The sequence below is a fragment of the Photobacterium sp. WH77 genome (assembly GCF_022014395.1).
In the GTDB taxonomy this organism is placed as follows: domain Bacteria; phylum Pseudomonadota; class Gammaproteobacteria; order Enterobacterales; family Vibrionaceae; genus Photobacterium; species Photobacterium arenosum.
Window position 1 is genome coordinate 204,682 of record NZ_JAKLTE010000002.1, and the last position, 18,267, is coordinate 222,948.

The following is an 18,267-nucleotide window of genomic DNA, read 5'->3' on the forward strand; positions in this document are numbered from 1 at the left end:
CTTTTCAAAGTTATACAGCCAGATGCTCTATATTTAAATTGTTGTCAGTCAGAGAGATAGCGACACTTTTTCCCCAAAAAGCGTCTTGAATTTTGTCACTTAGCCAATAATTACCAGCAATAGATATCAACTCTGACTGTAAATTATGGCAGAAAATCTGAGCATGAGTTTGGCCGCTGGCGCCGGCAATAGCCCGGCCACGCAAACACCCATAAATATGGATACATCCATCAGCAATAATTTCAGCACCTGCGCTGACATGATTCAATACGACGAGATCGCAATTTTTTGCATAAATCTGTTGCCCCGATCTAACCGGGGTGCGAATCACTTTTGCTGGCTCCATCACCGGGCTGGTGGCCCGGGCCTGCTTGGCGGCATTCATGATGGCAAAACCGGCTGATTTCGCCTGTGCTTGCAGGTGAGAGGGCTTGCAGCCACTGATCCCGACGGGGATCATACCCGCATCCTGAATGCCTTGTCGAAGTTGTTCGAAATCAAGTGCCCTGCCAGCCTGGCTGACATCAATCACCAGAGGCGCATGGGCAAAGAATGCCGGAGCCTGCTCCACTTTGTCCTTCAGGAAACTGATTGCCTGTTCTAAGCCGCCGTCAGCCAAGTGTAAGGATGAGAGCGTGTAACTGCCCCCTTTTAATTCTGCCGTTTTTGTCATGGCTTATTCATCTTACGCGGACAATTTCGCGCTCAGGTACGTTATCACATAGGTTATAGCATGTTATATTCCCAGGCAGGTCTCAGCAAGTTCTCCTTGTCAGAGTTCGGTATAAAGTTTAAATGATAGCCACAATGGTGAACGCAGAACGCAGAGGAACCCTGATCCTGATTCGGGGTGGAATGTTTTCTGCTTTTTGTGGTCAGATAATGGTGATTGGTAACCTGCAGGTCAGCTCATGTTTTGTGCAATTTATAAAAGCTCTAAAAAAGAAAACACCTATTTATATATCAATACCAAAGATGATTTTTCAGATGTACCTGAAGCCTTATTGAGCACTTTTGGTACACCTCAGTTTGTTATGGTGCTAAAACTGAGTAATGAGAGGAAGTTAGCGTTGGCGGATATCAATAAGGTACGGGAGTTGCTCTCTACCCAGGGTTATTACCTGCAAATTCCGCCTCCTGTGACTAACCTTCTAGACGAATACAAAGCAAATAAGTCAGAAAATAATACATGACGATGAAAGGGTGGATATGCGTAAGCAATGGGTAGCTGTCTTTGTGTCCTTAGGACTAGGCCTTGCATCACCGATAGTATCGGCTGATGAAAGTTTTGATAATTATGTCTCCGGGCTAAAACAAGAAGCACGTGAGAAGGGGATAGATGATTCGATTCTTGAGTCCGCCTTCGCTGATGTCACATTCATTGAACGTGCAGTTAAAGCTGATAAAAATCAGCCAGAAAAGAAGTTAACACTGGATGAATATTTACCTAAAGCTGTTCCCCAGTGGAAAATTGAACAGGCGAATAAGTATTATCAGCAGCATAAAACGGCACTGGAGCGAATCGGGCGTCAGTATGGTGTTCAGCCCAGGTTCATCGTGGCATTGTGGGGCGTGGAAAGTAATTTTGGTCGCTTAACCGGCTCGTATAATGTCATTGAAGCGTTGACGACGCTTGCTTATGAAGGTCGCCGTGAAGCCTTCTTCCGTGAGCAGGTCATGGCGGCTTTAACTATTTTACAGCAAGGCCATATTAGTGCAGCGGATATGAAAGGCTCCTGGGCCGGTGCCATGGGGCAGCCTCAGTTTATGCCGACCTCATACCTGACCTTTGCTGTTGACGGAAATGGCGACGATAAAGCTGATATCTGGAAAACGGAAGATGATGTTTTTGCTTCTGCGGCCAACTACCTGAGTAAATCAGGTTGGGATGACAAATACACATGGGGACGCCAGGTACGTATTCCTGATAGGTTGAGCGACACCCTGAAAGGTGTGGAATCCCAAAAGATGAAAACGTTGTCTGAGTGGGATCAACTGGGTGTGCGCCGTTTGAATGGCACTGCACTACCTAAGGTAGATATCAATGCATGGCTGGTGCAACCAGACGATAATCATGGCAGAGCTTACTTAGTGTACGGTAATTACCAAACATTACTGAAATGGAACCGGTCGCATTATTTTGCGTTAGCCGTCAGTACACTGGCAGACAGTATTCGGTAGCTGCGGATTTAGCTGAACAAAAAACGATATGCGTTATTAATTGCGAATAATAAAAAACCCGGCAGCAATGCCGGGTTTTTTGATCTGGTCTTGATCAACCTTGTTTGATCAAAGCTTGAAGTCGTCCAGAGATTTACCTTCATCCAGTGCTTTTTTAAGAGCGCTTGGCGTGCGGCCTTGGCCTGTCCAGGTTTTCTCTTCACCGTTTTCATCGATGAACTTGTATTTAGGCGGGCGAGCTGCACGCTTGGTTTTTGCTTTACCAATGTTTGCCATCAGTTCTTCAGGATCAATACCATCAGCCAGTAGCATATCTCGGTATTGCTTCAGTTTTTCTTCGCGCTCTTTTTCTTTCGCGATTTCTTCCGCTTCTGATTCTTCACGTTCATCAACCACGGTCTGAAGTTTTTCCAGGGCTTCTTTCAGTTGCTCCAGTGAATATTCACGAGCAAGTGCACGAAGACTACGAAGGTTTAATAGCGCTTTCATTGCATCAGACATTTCAAATTTCCTGTTGGCGTTATACTAATTATTAGTGAATCACTTTATATCTGCAATAGTAATACTTTTTAAACCCAACTGCCAAATAAAATTGTTAGTTTGCATTATTAATCAGGCGGTTTTTTATACTTGAACTTTATCTTTGAACAATGAAAGGCGGCACCATTCGTTTTTTTGCTTGTTAATAAAATGGGGGAGTACGAATATTTTAACTTGCTGTAATGCTAATAATTTCATATTCATTTACAGTGCGTTTTGGGCGCAAATGTAAGTAAATACAGAAGATTAGTGCAGTAGTATTAACTCAAAGTAGCAGATATTGGCTTTCTGTAGTTGCAAATCAGATAACAAAAAGTAGAATACGCGATTCCTTGACTAAGGGTAGAGGTGCATTATCTATCAGTAACTGGCGGGAGGTGACCCCGAGGAACGTCAGTGAAAGGAGCTAATGCCGAAGTAAGGCTGGTCTGTCAAATCACCTTGCTGGGGTTGTCACTGAAAGGGACAACACTGCCATAGTAACTTACAATTAACTATGGAGCGCTACTGTGGGGTCGGGAGGGGCATCAGTCTCTTTCCTATATCGCTTCCCATCACGGTTGACATCGGTACCGTGTTTAACAGTAGATCTCCAACCACGATCGGTTGTAGTAGAGATCATGAACCTAGTAGATTTTTCCCAATCCTCCATTTCCATTTTACCGCCACTCGTGGCGTTAAGCCTTGCTATTCTTACTCGACGAGTGCTTCTCTCGCTGGGTATTGGCATTTTGATCGGTGCGTTATTGCTGACTGATTTCAGTATGTTCAATACTGTCTCTTATTTGAGAAACAAAATTGAAGGGCTGTTTATAGATGGTGACAGCATCAATACCTGGAATATGAGTATTGTTGCTTTCTTGCTTTTATTAGGCATGACCACAGCATTACTGACGCTCTCTGGCGGTACGCGTGCTTTTGCACAATGGGCGCAAACTAAGATTAAAAGTAAACGCGGTGCAAAACTTTTAGCGGCTTTTCTTGGCGTGTTTATTTTTGTTGATGATTATTTCAACAGCTTGGCGGTTGGTTCGATTTCCCGGCCAGTCACCGACCGCTTTTATGTTTCCCGCTCAAAACTGGCTTATATTCTGGACTCCACTGCCGCACCTATGTGTGTACTGATGCCTGCATCCAGTTGGGGGGCATATATCATTACAGTGGTGGGGGGTATTTTGGTTTCACATGGTGTGACTGAATATTCTGCGTTGAGCGCCTTCATGCAACTGGCTCCTATGAATTTTTACGCTGTGTTCGCGCTGCTGATGGTATTTGTTGTTGCCTGGTTCCAATTAGATGTTGGTTTGATGAAGAAGCATGAAGTTCAGGCCAGTCATGCTCGCGGGTTTGACAATGAAGAAGTTCATGCCGAAGCCAAAGATTTGAATGACGAACTTGAAATAGAAGAAAGTGAAAATGGAAAAGTGGGCGATCTCATTATTCCTATTCTGGTACTGGTGGCAGCCACATTATTCTTCATGATCTACACCGGTAATCAGAGTTTGCAGGCTGACGGTAAACCGTTTTCTATTCTTGGCGCATTTGAGTCTACCGATGTTGGGGCCTCTTTGTGTTACGGCGGTCTGCTGGGGTTATTATCGGCACTGGTTGCCGTTGGACGCCAGGCTATTCCGGTAAAGCACATTGCGCATGCTTTATGGATTGGTGCGAAATCCATGTTCGGTGCCATTCTTATTCTGTTTTTTGCCTGGACAATCGGTAGCATAATCAGCGATATGGCAACAGGTAAATTCCTGTCGACTTTGGTTCAGGGCAATATTAACCCTGTCTGGTTGCCTGTGATTCTGTTTCTGCTGGCCGGTATTATGGCTTTCTCGACCGGTACGTCCTGGGGCACCTTTGGTATTATGTTGTCGATAGCCGGTGATCTGGCTGCGGCAACTGACATCAGCCTGATTCTGCCTATGCTCAGTGCGGTACTGGCTGGTTCTGTTTTTGGCGATCACTGTTCACCTATTTCAGACACCACCATATTGTCTTCAACGGGGGCACGCTGTAATCACATTGACCATGTGTCGACACAGTTGCCTTACGCATTGTCCGTTGCACTTGTTTCTGCAGTAGGCTTTACCGTGTTAGGGATGACAGAATCTCTGGCGGTGTCTTTTGTGGCTGCGACAGTCGCTTTCTTACTGGTTTGTGTATCCCTTGCCTGGATTGCCAAACGCCCGCTGAAAGGCGCGTAAGAGCAGCTTAGCTATCGTAGAAAGATGGCACTGAACCGGCTTAGTCTGCACTGAGCCGGTTTTTTTATCTCTGTGTACAGTAATTCATCGTAAAGTGGTCTCACCGCATGAAGCCGGGAGCCAGACTTCCAATTCGCATTCTTCTTCGGTAGCATCTTGCGATATTCAGAGTGATGCGGAAAGCCTGATGGCGCAAATGTATTTTTATTACTCGGCGATGAATGCCGGGAAGTCGACGACGCTGTTGCAGTCGTCTTTTAACTATCGTGAACGCGGCATGTCGCCGGTAATTTTTACCGCAGCCATTGATAACCGGTTTGGTCAGGGTAAGGTCAGTTCCAGAATTGGTCTGTCTGAAGAGGCTGAACTGTATAGCCCGGAAGATAACCTGTGGGATAAGCTGTCTCAGATGAACAGCTTGTCACGAGTGGATTGCGTGTTAATGGATGAATGCCAGTTCCTGACGAAAGATCAGGTTCACCAGTTGACTGAAGTGGTCGATAAACTGGATATTCCTGTGCTTTGCTATGGCTTGCGTACCGATTTTCGTGGTGAGCTGTTTGAAGGTAGTCAGTACCTGCTGGCCTGGGCCGATAAACTGGTCGAACTGAAAACCGTTTGTCATTGCGGCCGAAAAGCGAACATGGTGATTCGCCATGATGCGTCAGGTAAAGCCATTGCAGATGGCGATCAGGTTGAAATCGGTGGTAATGACAGATACGTATCGGTTTGCCGGAAGCATTATAAAGAAGCGATGGATCAAGCTCGTCAGGCGGCGAAAAGCGCCTGATAAAGCCAACGTAATAATTAATGAAAACAAAATATAAAAGGAAGCTGCTGAAGCTTCCTTTTTTAATGAGGCTTGTCGCGGACTTTAGCCTTTGTGCCTTTCCTGTAGTTTGGCAATCACATCAGACAGGCTCAGACCCTGATCCTGAAGCAACACTATCAGGTGATACATCAGGTCGGCTGATTCGGAAATTACCTCCTCTTTGTCACCCGCCGTTGCCGCAAGCGCGACTTCAACGCCTTCTTCGCCCACCTTCTGCGAAATCCGCTTGGTGCCACGAGCGTAAAGGCTGGCGGTGTAAGAGGACTCAGGATCGGCGCCTTTGCGGGCTGCCAGCACTTGCTCCAGTCGGTGAAGAAACACCAGATCGGGGGCGGTGGCAGTGTCTCCGCTGTCTGTGCTGCCCTTGTCGAAACAGGTGGTTGTACCGAGATGGCAGGTGGGGCCAACAGGCTCGGCGCTGACCAGGAGGGTATCCTGATCACAGTCGAGCTGAATTTGTTTGAGTTGCAGCACATTGCTGGATGTCTCGCCTTTAGTCCAAAGACGTTGTTTGCTGCGTGACCAGAAAGTCACCTGCCGGGTATCCAGCGTTTTGCTGAGGGCTTCATCATTCATGTAGCCCAGCATCAGTACCTGGCCGCTGCGGCTGTCCTGCACTACGGCGGGGACCAGACCGTCGACCTTGTCCCAATTAATTTCACTGCTCAGGCTCATAGTCGGATCTCCACCTGTTGTTGTTTGAGGTATTGCTTGAGTTCGCCAATGTTAATGATTTGCTTGTGGAAAACCGAAGCGGCGAGGGCGCCGTCAACTCCGGCGATAGTAAAGGCATCGGCAAAATGCGCCATTTCACCGGCGCCGCCGGAGGCAATAAGCGGCACTTTGCAAATGTCACGAACCAGATTCAGCTGAGTCAGATCATAGCCCTGACGAACACCATCCTGGTTCATCATGTTCAATACGATTTCACCTGCCCCGCGGCGCTGCACTTCCTCAATCCAGTCAGCGGTTTGCCACTGGGTGACCTGGGTGCGGCTTTCATCACCGGTGAACTGGTAAACCTGATACTGACCGGTTTTGGCATCAAAGTAAGAATCGATACCCACCACAATACACTGCACACCGAATTTATCTGCCAGCTCAGTGATCAGCGCAGGGTTGGCTAACGCCGGCGAATTGATAGAAATTTTATCCGCGCCAAATTGCAGTATTTGCTGGGCATCGTCGGCTGATTTAATACCGCCCGCGACACAGAACGGAATATCGATGACTTCAGCGACACGTTCGACCCAGCTTTTGTCAACGACACGGCCATCGCTGGACGCTGTGATATCGTAGAAAACTAACTCATCGGCCCCTTCTTCCGCGTAGCGTTTTGCCAGCGGAACGATGTCACCGATAATTTCGTGATTTCGGAACTGGACACCCTTAACGACCTGGCCGTCACGGACATCCAGGCAGGGAATAATGCGTTTTGCTAACATGTCAGGCTCCTTGTCACTCGTTCCAGCAGGCAAATGCCTGCTCTGCGGTAAATTTACCGTCCAGCAGGGCACGGCCGACAATCACGCCGGCAACGCCTGAGCCTTTCAGTGCAGCAATGTCATCCAGTGATCCGATACCGCCGGATGACTGGAACTGAACGTCTGGGTATTGCGCACATAAGTCGCGGTACAAATCGACATTAGAGCCAGCCAGCGTGCCGTCGCGGGAGATATCCGTACACAGAACATGTTTAAGGCCCACGGTGCGGAAGTCTTCAATCAGGGCTTCAATGGTGACGCCTGAATCTTCCTGCCAGCCGGAGACGGCCACTTTGCGCTGGCCGTTGTCATCGATGTTGACGTCCAGCGCCAGTACGATGCGCTCCGGGCCGTATTTTTCCATCCAAGCCTTAACAACTTCCGGTTGTTTAACCGCGGTTGAACCAATCACAACACGCTGCGCGCCGGCATTCAGTAAGTCGGCAACATCTTGCTCGCTGCGAACGCCGCCTCCAATCTGGATATTGGCAGGCGTGCTGGCCAGCAGGGCACGGATTAAATCGAGCTGGCGAGCAGAGGTGTCTTTCGCGCCGGTCAGATCAACCAGGTGCAGCCAGTCAGCCCCTGCCTGATGATACAGCGCAAACTGTTCTGCGGGGTTTACTTTATACTCGGTTACCTGACCGTAATCGCCCTGAAACAGGCGGACGACCTGGCCATCTATTAAATCGAGTGCGGGAATAATCATAACCAGTCCTTGTCGTCCTACATATCGAGAAAGTTTTGAATCAGTTGTGCACCGGTTTTACCGGAACGTTCAGGGTGAAACTGCACACCGTAGTAATTACCGCTTTGCACTGCGGCAGTAAATGGCTGGCCGTATTCACAGCTGGCTATCGTTCTGCCTTGCTCGGTGTTAAACGCCGGCATGGCGTAGCTGTGGACGAAATAGAAATAACTGCCAGCAGGGATGCCGTTAAATAATGGGTGGCCCTCTTCCGGAGTAATGGTATTCCATCCCATGTGCGGTAAGGGCAGCTCACCGGTGCGCATTTTCTGCACCGGTGCCGGACAAAGCTTCAGACAGGGCACGCGTTCTGTACCATTCAGGCCTTGTTCTTCTGAGTAGTCACCCAGCAGCTGCATGCCCAGACAGATACCCAGCAAGGGTTTGTCGACCTGGCTTACCAGTGTGATTAGGTCGCGCTCGGCCAGGTTTTTCATAGCCTCGCTGGCGGTCCCTACACCGGGCAGGAAGAGTTTATCTGCCGCCAGTACAATCTCAGGATCCCGGCTGACGGTCACTTGATAACCCAAACGCTCAATGGCAAATCGCACGGATGACACGTTGGCGCACCCTGTATCAATGATGACAACTTTCTGAGTTGAATCAGTCATTACAGCACCCCTTTACTGCTCGGCAGCTCGTTGCCTTCCACTTTAATGGCCTGGCGCAAGGTACGGCCAAAGGCTTTAAACAGGCTTTCAACGATGTGGTGATCGTTGTTGCCATCGGAAGAAAGGTGCAGCGTGCAGGCCAGTGTATCGGTCAGGGAGCGGAAGAAGTGCGGGACCATTTCCGTTGACAGATCACCGACGTTTTCACGGCTGAACTTGGCATCGAATTTCAGATAGGGGCGGCCGGATAAGTCCAGCGCACACTGAGCCAGGCATTCGTCCATTGGCAGACTGAAGCCAAAGCGGCCGATGCCGCGTTTGTCGCCCAGCGCTTCTTTCAGCGCCTGGCCCAGTGCCAGTGCGGTGTCTTCCACACTGTGGTGGTCATCAATGTGCAGGTCGCCATCCACTGTCAGGATGAGCTGGAAGCCGCCGTGAGTCGCAATCTGATCCAGCATGTGATCGAAAAAGCCCAGACCGGTCTGAATCACGTTGCCGCCGGACTGATCCAGATTGACCTTCACTCTGATGTCGGTTTCTTTGGTCTTGCGGACCACTTCGGCAATGCGGGGACGGGTGGTGAGATCGGCCACTATCTGCTGCCAGTTCAGGCTTTCACGCTGGTACTGGATACCCCGGATAGCCATGTTGCCGGCCAGTTGCAGATCGGTCTGGCGATCGCCGATAACCGCAGAGGTGGCAAAATCGACACGGCCTTGTTGCAGGTAGTCTTTGACCAGGCCGAGCTTGGGCTTGCGGCAACTGCAGTTGTCGTGTTCAAAATGCGGGCAGATCAGCACATCATCGAAGCGAACTCCCTGAGACTCGAAAATGGCCATCATCATATTGTGCGGAGCATCAAAGTCAGCCTGCGGGTAACTGTCTGTGCCCAGTCCGTCCTGATTGGTCACCATGACCAGTTTATAGCCTGCATCCTGCAGTTTTAGCAGGGCAGGGATGACGAAGGGCTCCAGCTCAAGTTTGTCCAGCCGATCGACCTGGAAGTCTACCGGCGGTTCGGCAATCAAAGTGCCGTCGCGATCAATAAAGAGAATTTTTTCCTTGCTCACAATAGAATCCTTCCAAATTACGAAATCTTTTCCAGCTGAGTGCGGATGAAGGCCAGGGTCTTCTCGCATTCATCCCGGCTGCCAATACTGATACGGATACAGTTCTCGATCGGAGAGCGGCGCAGAATAATGCCGTTATCCCACAGGGCTTTGAACATGGCATCACCGTCAGGAAAACGTACCAGCAGATAGTTACCATAGCCGTCGTATACCGTCACACCCGGTAACATACCCAGTCCAGCTTGCAGGTAAGCCCGGTTTGCGCTCAGATCGAGCACCTGAAATTTGGTTCTGGCCAGACCGGCGGGCGACAGTGCCTGAACCGCAATATCCGCCACAGGGATAGGTACCGGGTAAGGCGCTATCACTTTCAGCAGCAAATCAATCACCACTGAGTTGGCCAGTGTGAAGCCACAACGCAGGCCAGCCAGGGCAAAGGCTTTAGACAGGGTACGCAGGATCACCAGGTTCGGGAACTGTGCCAGCAAATCAACCGTGGAAGCTTCCGGACAGAAATCGATATAGGCTTCGTCCATCACCACCAGGGCTTTGTCTTGCGTCATGTTCAGCAGCGTAATAATGTCATCACGGCGAATGAGGTTGCCGGTCGGGTTGTTAGGGCTGCAGACAAAGACCAGTTTGACGCCGTCCAGGTTATCGGCAATCGAAGGTAAATCCAGCTGCCAGTCAGCGGTCAGCGGTACCTGCTTGACCCCCACATCAAAGGTCTCGGCACTGATGCTGTACATGCCGTAAGTCGGCGGGCAGTAAAGAATGCTGTCTTGCTTAGGCTCACAGAAAGTGCGGACCAGCAACTCAATGCCTTCGTCAGCCCCACGCGAAGTCAGCACCTGGGATTTATCGACACGCGCATAATCGGCATAGGCCTGAATCAGCGCTTCTGGCTGGCAGGAGCTGTAGCGGTTCAGGCGGTCACACTGAATCTTGTATTCATTGACGAACGGCGACTCGTTGGCATTCAGCCAGATGTCACCACTGCCGCCAAGGCGGCGGGCAGACTGGTATGGCGTGAGTTCGCGAACGGTTTTACGAGCCAGTAATTCAGGGTTCATCTTAAGCCTCTTTCAACGTCGATGAGCGTGATTGTTTGATTTTTTCTACCCGGATGCTGACGGCACGGCGGTGTGCGTCCAGACCTTCTGCGGTTGCCATGGTTTCCACCGTCGGCGCCAGTTCCAGCAGACCATCGGCACTGAGCTCCTGCACCGTCATACGCTTGGTAAAGTCGGCCAGACCCAGGCTGGAATACGTTTTGGTATAACCATAAGTAGGCAATACGTGGTTGGTGCCTGAGGCGTAATCGCCTACGGATTCCGGCGACCAGTGCCCCAGGAAAATCGAGCCGGCGTTATCCAGCAGAGGCACTAAATCACGCGGGTTACGGGTCTGAACAATCAGATGCTCAGGTCCGTAGTGATTTGAGATAGACACGCACTGAGTGATGCTGTCGGCAATGATCATCAGGCTCGAGCCGAGTGCCTGGCGGGCAATATCGGCACGGGACAAACTGCTGAGCTGTTTTGCAATGGCGTCAGCGACGCGGTCGGCAATACTTGGCTCAGGGGTAACCAGCACAACCTGTGAATCTGGTCCGTGCTCAGCCTGACTGAGCAAATCAGCAGCGATAAAATCCGGATCAGCGCCACTGTCGGCAATGACCATGACTTCAGACGGGCCGGCAGGCATGTCAATGGCGGCGCCATTAAAATCATTGCTGACCTGACGTTTGGCCTCGGTAACAAACGCATTACCGGGGCCGAAAATTTTGTCGACTCTGGATACTGATTCGGTGCCGTATGCCATGGCGGCGACAGCCTGCGCACCACCGGCATTGTAGACATCGGTAATGCCGCACAGTTGGGCGACATACAGAATCTCATCGGCGATAGGCGGGGGCGAACAAAGCACCACACGCCGGCATCCGGCAATTTGTGCCGGCACGCCCAGCATCAACACAGTCGACGGTAAGGGGGCGCTGCCTCCCGGAATGTACAGACCCACGGCATTAATGGGCCGGGTGACCTGCTCACAGATAACACCGGGTTGTGTTTCAACCTGCAGTGGCTTGGTTTTTTGCGCTTTATGGAACTTGGCGATGTTGGCGTATGCCTGTTGCAGTGCCTGTTTCATGTCCTCAGACAGTCTGTCAGCGGCGGCCTGAATCTCTTCCTGGCTGACTTTGATTGATTCCGGGCGGACTTTATCGAATTTTTCTGCCAGCTCCAGCAAGGCCTCATCACCGCGTTCGCGAACATCTGTAATGATGTCTTTGACAATTGCCGTCACATTCTCGCCTGCTGTGATGGCCGGGCGTTGCAGTAATGATTCACGCTGCTGTTCACTCAGAGATTGCCATACAACCGTCTTCATGGTGCTTACTCCATCATTTTCTCAATTGGCAGAACGAGAATTGAGCTGGCGCCCAGCGCTTTCAGTTGTTCCATGGTTTCCCAGAACAGATTTTCTGAGCTGACAAGGTGAACGGCGACGCGGCTTTTGTCGTGAGACAGCGGCAGTACGGTAGGGTCTTCCGCGCCAGGCAGTAAGGCTGTCACTTGTTCCAGGCACTCAGTCGGTGCGTGCAGCATGATGTATTTCGACTCTTTGGCCTGAATCACACCTTGCATACGGGTTAACAGACGCTCGATCAACGCTTGTTTGTCGGCGCTGAAATCACCAGAACGCTGAATCAGTACCGCTTTAGACTGCAGGATCACTTCGACTTCTTTCAGGCCGTTGGCCTCGAGTGTCGCACCGGTGGAAACCAGGTCACAGATGGCATCGGCCAGACCGGCACGTGGTGCAACTTCGACTGAGCCATTGAGCATGCAGGTGCTGAATGTCACACCCTGCTCTGTCATGTAGCGCTTCACCAGTTGTGGATAGGTAGTGGCAATGCGCTTACCTTGCAGATCTTGCGGACCTAGGTATTCCTCATCTTTATCAATCGCAATAGACAGACGGCAGCCACCGAAATCCAGGCGACGCAGCATCTCGTAGTGGCTGGGTTCACCCCGCGCCGCACGCTCAAGCCCGACTTCTTCCAGTTCATTTTCACCAATGAAGCCCAGATCAACGACACCATCCATAATCAGGCCGGGAATGTCATCATCACGAACCAGCAGCAGGTCGATGGGCATGTTTTCACAGTGAACCACAAGGCGCTCACCGATCAGATTGAATTTTACACCGCAGCGCTTCAGGAGATCTTTACATTCAGTGCTCAGTCGTCCTTTCTTCTGGATAGCAATGCGTAGTCGTTGTGTTTGCATGATGACATTCCCTATATGCTTAATTTATCTTTTAAATTCAGTGCTAAAACGAAAAACCCCCGGAAGATTTCTCTTCCGGGGGTCTGAATGCTGCTTATATGTAGCGACCGCTGGAAGAGGCGAATTGTCGTCTTCCAGAGTGAGGCGTATCCTCCTGAAAGACTAATCAGGATGATGATGGTGGTGTAGGTTTACCATTTGGATACGCATAATTATGTACTCTGTCTAAATCATTATTGACTGTGGACTTGTTATTCACACTAACCAAGCTACGGCGGTTTTGCAATAGTTAATTAGTACATTTTGGAAATTTCTTTGTGCTGAATGCCACACGGGGATTAGCTTACATACAGCATTTTTTAAACTTCTTGCCGCTACCGCACGTGCAGGGATCATTCCGGCCCACTTTCAGCGGTTCGGTTGCTTCCGGATACTCGCCGTCGATATAGAACCATTGTGGGCTGTTTCCGATCATTTCACGTAAAAATCGTGACTTTTCGTGCAGGCAATATTCTTGGTTTTCGTCACGGTAAAAGGCTTTGAATTCGACATAGCCTTGGGTATCGCTGGCGATCTGGCTACTGACGACCTCAAGCCCAAGCCATTCACTATTGATGGAGTCTGCGATGGCGTCGCGATATTGTTCTGCCTGACAACTGGGGTGGTAAGTCGCGACGACAAAATCGACCAGTCCCAGAACATGCGCGCTGTATCGGGCGCGCATGAGCTGTTCAGGATGCAGGGCCATTGATGGATTCTGGTGGACAAGCTGGCAGCAGCTGGATAAAGGTTGCTGGCTGCCACAAGGACATAATTGTGTGTTTGTCATCATTTATTGCAGTTCTTCTATGCTGGTCACCCATTCTAAAGATTCCAGGTAGCGGTTCGCAACATGTTCACTCTCCAGACCCAGTTTAGAGCACATGCTATCCACCTGATCCCAATCGGCATGATCATAGGCGCACACCAGTGACAGCAGGTATCCCAGTTTTCCGCTGCGGTGAATCAAGGCGTCCTGAATGCTGATATCGAGCGGCAGCATAGGGATCAACACATCGAGCGGCTGATCAAGCAGTGAATCCAGCATCGAGAAAAGCCCCGTCAGAAAAGCACGGTTGCCATTTAATTTCGGGGAAATGTCAGCGGCCAGCAGTTCGCACAGATGGGCCCGTTGCAAAGACAGGCAGTAGAGTGATGACGGCTTGTCACGGGTAACGTGTGAGGTTGCCACAAAACTGATAAAGCGGCGAAGCCTTTCTTCCCCCAGATAAATGAGTGCCTGCTTGAAGGAGGAAATGGGCACAGCACGGTTTGAGGTGATGGCATTCACATGGCGTAATAACTTGTACGATAAGGACAAATCGGTCGCAATGATCTCCTCCGCCTCATCAAAGTTCACCACATCCTGACAGATCTGCTGGTAGAGCCTCAGCGTCGTCAGCGCCGAAGGGCTGAGTGTCTTTTGCTGCATCATTTCGGGCTTGCTGAAGAAATACCCCTGAAACAGATGAAATCCCGCCGCTTTGGCTTCTTTGAATTCGGCGTAGGTTTCCACTTTTTCAGCCAGAAACTGAATTGGCTTGTCTTTGTGGCGGCGAATAAAAAATCGCGCTTTATCAATAGGCGTCAGTTGTAAATCAAATTTAATGATGTGGACGAAAGGCAAAAACCGGTTCCATTCTACGCTCGGGTTAAAATCGTCCAGTGCTATCTGGTAGCCACGCTGATAAAGGTCTTTAACCGTTTCCAGAAGCGTATCTGAGGGGGTGCAGTCTTCCAGCACTTCAATTACAAAAGTATGGGATGGAAAAAGAAGAGGTGTACCTTTAAGCAGGCTTTTTTCAGGAAAGTTGACAAAGGCGAGTTTGCCGCTGCATACATCGTTTGAACCGTTAGAGAAGAAATTGTTCAGTAACAAGCGATTTGTTGCCTCTTCGGGCGGCACATCCGGGAAACAATTTTTGGGCCCGTCGCGAAAGAGCAATTCGTAGCCAATAGTCGTTTTTTCGCGATCTAAAACGGGCTGCCGGGCAAGATAAGAATACATGATATCAGCACTGTTTATGGTTATCGTTGTGTTGGCGAGGGCTTGCATTGCCAGTGATTCTCTTTGGTGAATAGTCCGCATGACAGGAGTGAACCAGTATATTACTAATAATTATCACCGTTGCGTAACATTAGCAGTAGAATTTTCCACTGGTTGTGACCTTTCGCTGAGAAATTGCGCGGCTTGTGATCTTAAGCCCAAAAGATAAGATTGATAAGTAAAAGTAATGCCCGGTGTCGACCCGAATTCAGCCTCTGGTTATGAATCACCGGGTTGTGTGTGAGTGTGAATATGTATCGCTAGTTTTGGTCAGCCATTCTGAAGCTGCGCATTTGCAGCTGGCAACCGGCAGCTGTGCAGAGCAGAACGGAACCCTGATCATACCAGTCACCCAGCACGGTCCGGGTGGCCTGCTGCCCATCAATGGTTAAATCATGAACGGCCGGGCGATGGGTATGGCCATGAATCATATGGGTCACTTGGTGTTCTGACATTAAATCAGTGACAGCTTGTGGCGTCACATCCATGATGTCATAGGACTTCATCTGATTGTTGCTACTGCTGCCAGAGCGCATCTTGCGGCCAACAGCCTGGCGCCATGCCAGCGGTAGGCGCAAAAATAGCCATTGAATAAATGGGTTATGGACTTTTTTCCGGTAACGCTGATAGCTTTCATCCAGGGTACACAAAGTGTCACCATGCAAAATCAGCGTTGGCGTACCGTACAGGTCAATCACAGTGTGCTCTGGTAATAACATGACGCCTGTTTCACGGCTGAATTGCTTGCCGATCAGGAAATCACGGTTGCCATGAATGAAAAAACAGGGCACACCGGAATCCGTCAATGCTTTAAATGCACATTTGATCTGGCGGTGAAAGGCATTGTCGTCGTCATCACCAATCCACATTTCAAACAGATCGCCCAACACATAGAGTGCTTCGCATTGGGTTGCCTCGGTTGACATAAAGTGCAGAAAACAATCGGTAATATCAGGGCGATCCGCACTCAGGTGCAAATCAGCTATAAAACATATGGTCATAAGTATTGAGACAGGTGGCCGGTATGAACGGCCACCTTGGCAGGGAATTATTCTTCGATGGTAACAGAATTGATGACAACTTCTTCAACCGGCACGTCCTGATGGACATAGCCCCAGTTACCTGTCGCAACCGCTTTGATCTTGTTGACGATATCCATACCTTCAACCACTTCACCAAATACGCAGTATCCCCAACCATCTGGTGTTTCAGATTTGAAATCTAGGAAGTTGTTATCATTCACGTTGATGAAGAATTGAGAGCTTGCGGAATGTGGCTCCATGGTGCGGGCCATCGCGATGCTGCCAGTTTTGTTGCTCAGACCATTGTTAGCTTCATTCTTGATTGGTGCACGGGTTTCTTTTTCAACCATGCCGGACGCCATACCGCCGCCCTGAACCATGAAGCCGTCAATCACACGGTGAAACAGCGTACCATTGTAGAAACCGTCACGGCAGTACTGCAGGAAGTTCGCACTGGTTTCCGGAGCTTTTTCTGTGTTGAGCTGGATTTTAATATCACCAAAAGTGGTGTGAAGCGTTACCATGAGCTTATCCTTAACTGGAGTGTATTGCTTTAAACCCTGAATTCTAACGAACTAAGGCAAAGCGTCAATACAGTTTATACAGGTGAACCAAGTTAATTCTATAACTATAGAAGAGGGTTGGGATTGGTAAAATCGGTACTGCACCCGTTAACCATGCCAATCGCGCTGAACCTAGCATCTTGAGGCGACTTGGGTATAATCAGCCCTTTGAATCGTAACCCCCGAAATGAGTAATTATCAGACATGTTAAAGATCTATAACTCACTGACAAGACAAAAAGAGGAATTTAAACCCATAGTGCCTGGCAAAATAGGCATGTACGTCTGCGGGGTTACTATTTACGATTTATGTCACATCGGCCACGGCCGCACCTTTGTTGCATTCGACGTGGTGTCACGCTACTTGCGTTACAGTGGCTATGATCTGACATTTGTCCGTAATATCACAGATATTGACGATAAAATTATTAAACGCGCGGCAGAAAACGGTGAAAGCTGTGACTCTCTGACCGAACGTCTGATCGGCGAAATGTACGCCGATTTTGATGCCTTGGGTATGGCGCGTCCGGATATTGAGCCTCGTGCGACCAAATTCATTCCGGAAATTGTTGCGCTATGTGAACGTCTGATCGAACGCGGTTTCGCGTACGTGGCAGACAATGGCGACGTGATGTTTGAAGTCAGTAAGTTTGACGAATACGGTAAGTTGTCTGGCCAGGATCTGGAACAGCTGCAGGCCGGTGCGCGTGTTGATATTGAAACGGCAAAACGCAGCCCACTGGATTTCGTGCTGTGGAAAATGTCCAAACCGGGCGAGCCGACCTGGGAATCACCATGGGGACCTGGCCGTCCGGGCTGGCACATTGAATGTTCTGCAATGAACTCTGCCATTCTGGGCGATCATTTTGACATTCACGGCGGCGGCTCTGATCTTCAGTTCCCGCATCACGAAAATGAAATTGCGCAATCCTGCTGTGCCCATGATACCCAGTATGTGAATACCTGGATGCACAGCGGTATGGTGATGGTTGATCGTGAGAAGATGTCCAAATCACTGGGTAACTTTTTCACCATTCGTGATGTGCTGGAGCATTACGATGCTGAAACGGTTCGTTATTTCCTGATGTCTGGCCATTATCGCAGCCAGCTCAATTACAGCGAAGAGAACCTGAAGCAGGCACGCTCTGCGCTGGAGCGTCTGTATACGGCACTGCGCGGTCTGGATACGGATGTAGCCGCACAGGGTGGTGAAGCCTTCATTGAGCGCTTTACCACGGCGATGGATGATGACTTCAACACGCCTGAAGCTTACTCTGTGATGTTTGATATGGCGCGTGAGATTAATCGCCTGAAAGGTGAAGATCTGAAGGCGGCTTCTGCACTTGGCGCTCAACTGCGCGCACTGGCTGAAGTACTGGGATTGCTGGCGCAGGATCCTGAAACCTTCCTGCAAAGCAGTGCAAAGGCAGACGATGTGGCTGAGATTGAATCACTGATCCAGCAACGTCTGGATGCCCGAGCTGCGAAAGACTGGGCAGCTGCAGATGCCGCACGTGATACGCTGACCGCCATGGGAATCATTCTTGAGGATGGTCCGCAAGGTACGATCTGGCGTCGTAAATAGCTGTTTATCAGACACTTGGACAGCTGAGTGAAAAAGCCCTCTTGCG

At 49.8% G+C, this 18,267-nt stretch carries 19 protein-coding genes, 1 riboswitch and 1 other annotated feature; of the genes, 5 read left to right on the forward strand and 14 right to left on the reverse strand.

Annotation, left to right across the window (positions count from 1 at the left end; genetic code table 11):
* Positions 1–10: 10 nt before the first annotated feature.
* On the reverse strand, positions 11–673 hold the full coding sequence (minC, locus tag L6J37_RS03365) for a septum site-determining protein MinC (RefSeq protein WP_161446324.1): 663 nt from the start codon (positions 671–673) through the stop codon (positions 11–13).
* A gap of 238 nt (positions 674–911) precedes the next feature.
* Between minC and L6J37_RS03370 the strand changes: the two genes are divergently transcribed.
* Together L6J37_RS03370 and L6J37_RS03375 are read left to right on the forward strand one after the other, a co-directional pair.
* Entirely contained in the window at positions 912–1,193 is a 282-nt protein-coding gene (locus L6J37_RS03370) for a YcgL domain-containing protein (RefSeq protein ID WP_192015226.1), read from the forward strand.
* A 16-nt stretch (positions 1,194–1,209) separates the two neighbouring features.
* Positions 1,210–2,181, forward strand: a complete 972-nt coding sequence (locus L6J37_RS03375) for a lytic murein transglycosylase (RefSeq protein WP_237794128.1) — start codon at positions 1,210–1,212, stop codon at positions 2,179–2,181.
* Between the two features lie 108 nt (positions 2,182–2,289).
* Here L6J37_RS03375 and L6J37_RS03380 read toward each other — a convergent pair whose 3' ends face one another.
* Entirely contained in the window at positions 2,290–2,682 is a 393-nt protein-coding gene (locus L6J37_RS03380) for an H-NS family histone-like protein (protein ID WP_027253473.1), read from the reverse strand.
* Between the two features lie 374 nt (positions 2,683–3,056).
* Positions 3,057–3,236, forward strand: a riboswitch (Lysine riboswitch).
* A 105-nt stretch (positions 3,237–3,341) separates the two neighbouring features.
* Here L6J37_RS03380 and L6J37_RS03385 point away from each other — a divergent pair.
* Together L6J37_RS03385 and L6J37_RS03390 are read left to right on the forward strand one after the other, a co-directional pair.
* On the forward strand, positions 3,342–4,928 hold the full coding sequence (locus tag L6J37_RS03385; RefSeq protein WP_237794129.1) for a Na+/H+ antiporter NhaC family protein: 1,587 nt from the start codon (positions 3,342–3,344) through the stop codon (positions 4,926–4,928).
* A gap of 187 nt (positions 4,929–5,115) precedes the next feature.
* Positions 5,116–5,718 (forward strand): thymidine kinase, encoded by a 603-nt coding sequence (locus L6J37_RS03390; RefSeq protein ID WP_237794131.1) that lies wholly within the window; start codon positions 5,116–5,118, stop codon positions 5,716–5,718.
* Between the two features lie 84 nt (positions 5,719–5,802).
* Here the strand turns inward: L6J37_RS03390 and hisIE are convergent, their stop codons facing one another.
* The 12 genes from hisIE to L6J37_RS03450 all read right to left on the reverse strand — a co-directional run bounded on the left by hisIE (position 5,803) and on the right by L6J37_RS03450 (position 16,598).
* Complete coding sequence (gene hisIE / locus L6J37_RS03395) at positions 5,803–6,435, reverse strand: bifunctional phosphoribosyl-AMP cyclohydrolase/phosphoribosyl-ATP diphosphatase HisIE (protein WP_218383006.1); 633 nt, start codon at positions 6,433–6,435, stop codon at positions 5,803–5,805.
* Positions 6,432–7,205, reverse strand: coding sequence for an imidazole glycerol phosphate synthase subunit HisF (gene hisF / locus L6J37_RS03400; RefSeq protein ID WP_218383010.1), 774 nt, complete (start codon positions 7,203–7,205; stop codon positions 6,432–6,434). The genes hisIE and hisF overlap by 4 nt, the downstream gene beginning before the upstream one ends.
* Positions 7,206–7,218: 13 nt before the next feature.
* Positions 7,219–7,953 (reverse strand): 1-(5-phosphoribosyl)-5-[(5-phosphoribosylamino)methylideneamino]imidazole-4-carboxamide isomerase, encoded by a 735-nt coding sequence (gene hisA / locus L6J37_RS03405; RefSeq protein WP_218383013.1) that lies wholly within the window; start codon positions 7,951–7,953, stop codon positions 7,219–7,221.
* A gap of 17 nt (positions 7,954–7,970) precedes the next feature.
* Positions 7,971–8,603 (reverse strand): imidazole glycerol phosphate synthase subunit HisH, encoded by a 633-nt coding sequence (hisH, locus tag L6J37_RS03410; protein WP_192015233.1) that lies wholly within the window; start codon positions 8,601–8,603, stop codon positions 7,971–7,973.
* Positions 8,603–9,673, reverse strand: a complete 1,071-nt coding sequence (gene hisB / locus L6J37_RS03415) for a bifunctional histidinol-phosphatase/imidazoleglycerol-phosphate dehydratase HisB (protein ID WP_370630657.1) — start codon at positions 9,671–9,673, stop codon at positions 8,603–8,605. Before hisB ends, hisH begins: the two co-directional genes overlap by 1 nt.
* Before the next feature lie 17 nt (positions 9,674–9,690).
* Positions 9,691–10,746 (reverse strand): histidinol-phosphate transaminase, encoded by a 1,056-nt coding sequence (gene hisC, locus L6J37_RS03420; protein ID WP_192015234.1) that lies wholly within the window; start codon positions 10,744–10,746, stop codon positions 9,691–9,693.
* Between the two features lies 1 nt (position 10,747).
* Positions 10,748–12,064 (reverse strand): histidinol dehydrogenase, encoded by a 1,317-nt coding sequence (hisD, locus tag L6J37_RS03425; RefSeq protein ID WP_218383014.1) that lies wholly within the window; start codon positions 12,062–12,064, stop codon positions 10,748–10,750.
* Between the two features lie 5 nt (positions 12,065–12,069).
* On the reverse strand, positions 12,070–12,966 hold the full coding sequence (hisG, locus tag L6J37_RS03430; protein WP_192015236.1) for an ATP phosphoribosyltransferase: 897 nt from the start codon (positions 12,964–12,966) through the stop codon (positions 12,070–12,072).
* A 47-nt stretch (positions 12,967–13,013) separates the two neighbouring features.
* Positions 13,014–13,153, reverse strand: a sequence feature (His leader region).
* 156 nt (positions 13,154–13,309) lie between these two features.
* Positions 13,310–13,798: a YchJ family protein gene (locus tag L6J37_RS03435; protein ID WP_218383015.1), complete on the reverse strand. Its 489-nt coding sequence runs from the start codon at positions 13,796–13,798 to the stop codon at positions 13,310–13,312.
* Positions 13,799–15,013, reverse strand: coding sequence for an EAL and HDOD domain-containing protein (locus L6J37_RS03440; RefSeq protein WP_192015371.1), 1,215 nt, complete (start codon positions 15,011–15,013; stop codon positions 13,799–13,801).
* A 299-nt stretch (positions 15,014–15,312) separates the two neighbouring features.
* Positions 15,313–16,053, reverse strand: a complete 741-nt coding sequence (gene lpxH, locus L6J37_RS03445; protein WP_192015238.1) for a UDP-2,3-diacylglucosamine diphosphatase — start codon at positions 16,051–16,053, stop codon at positions 15,313–15,315.
* A gap of 47 nt (positions 16,054–16,100) precedes the next feature.
* Positions 16,101–16,598, reverse strand: coding sequence for a peptidylprolyl isomerase (locus L6J37_RS03450; RefSeq protein ID WP_192015239.1), 498 nt, complete (start codon positions 16,596–16,598; stop codon positions 16,101–16,103).
* 243 nt (positions 16,599–16,841) lie between these two features.
* Here L6J37_RS03450 and cysS point away from each other — a divergent pair, with 243 nt between their 5' ends.
* Entirely contained in the window at positions 16,842–18,221 is a 1,380-nt protein-coding gene (gene cysS / locus L6J37_RS03455) for a cysteine--tRNA ligase (RefSeq protein WP_192015240.1), read from the forward strand.
* Positions 18,222–18,267 lie beyond the last annotated feature (46 nt).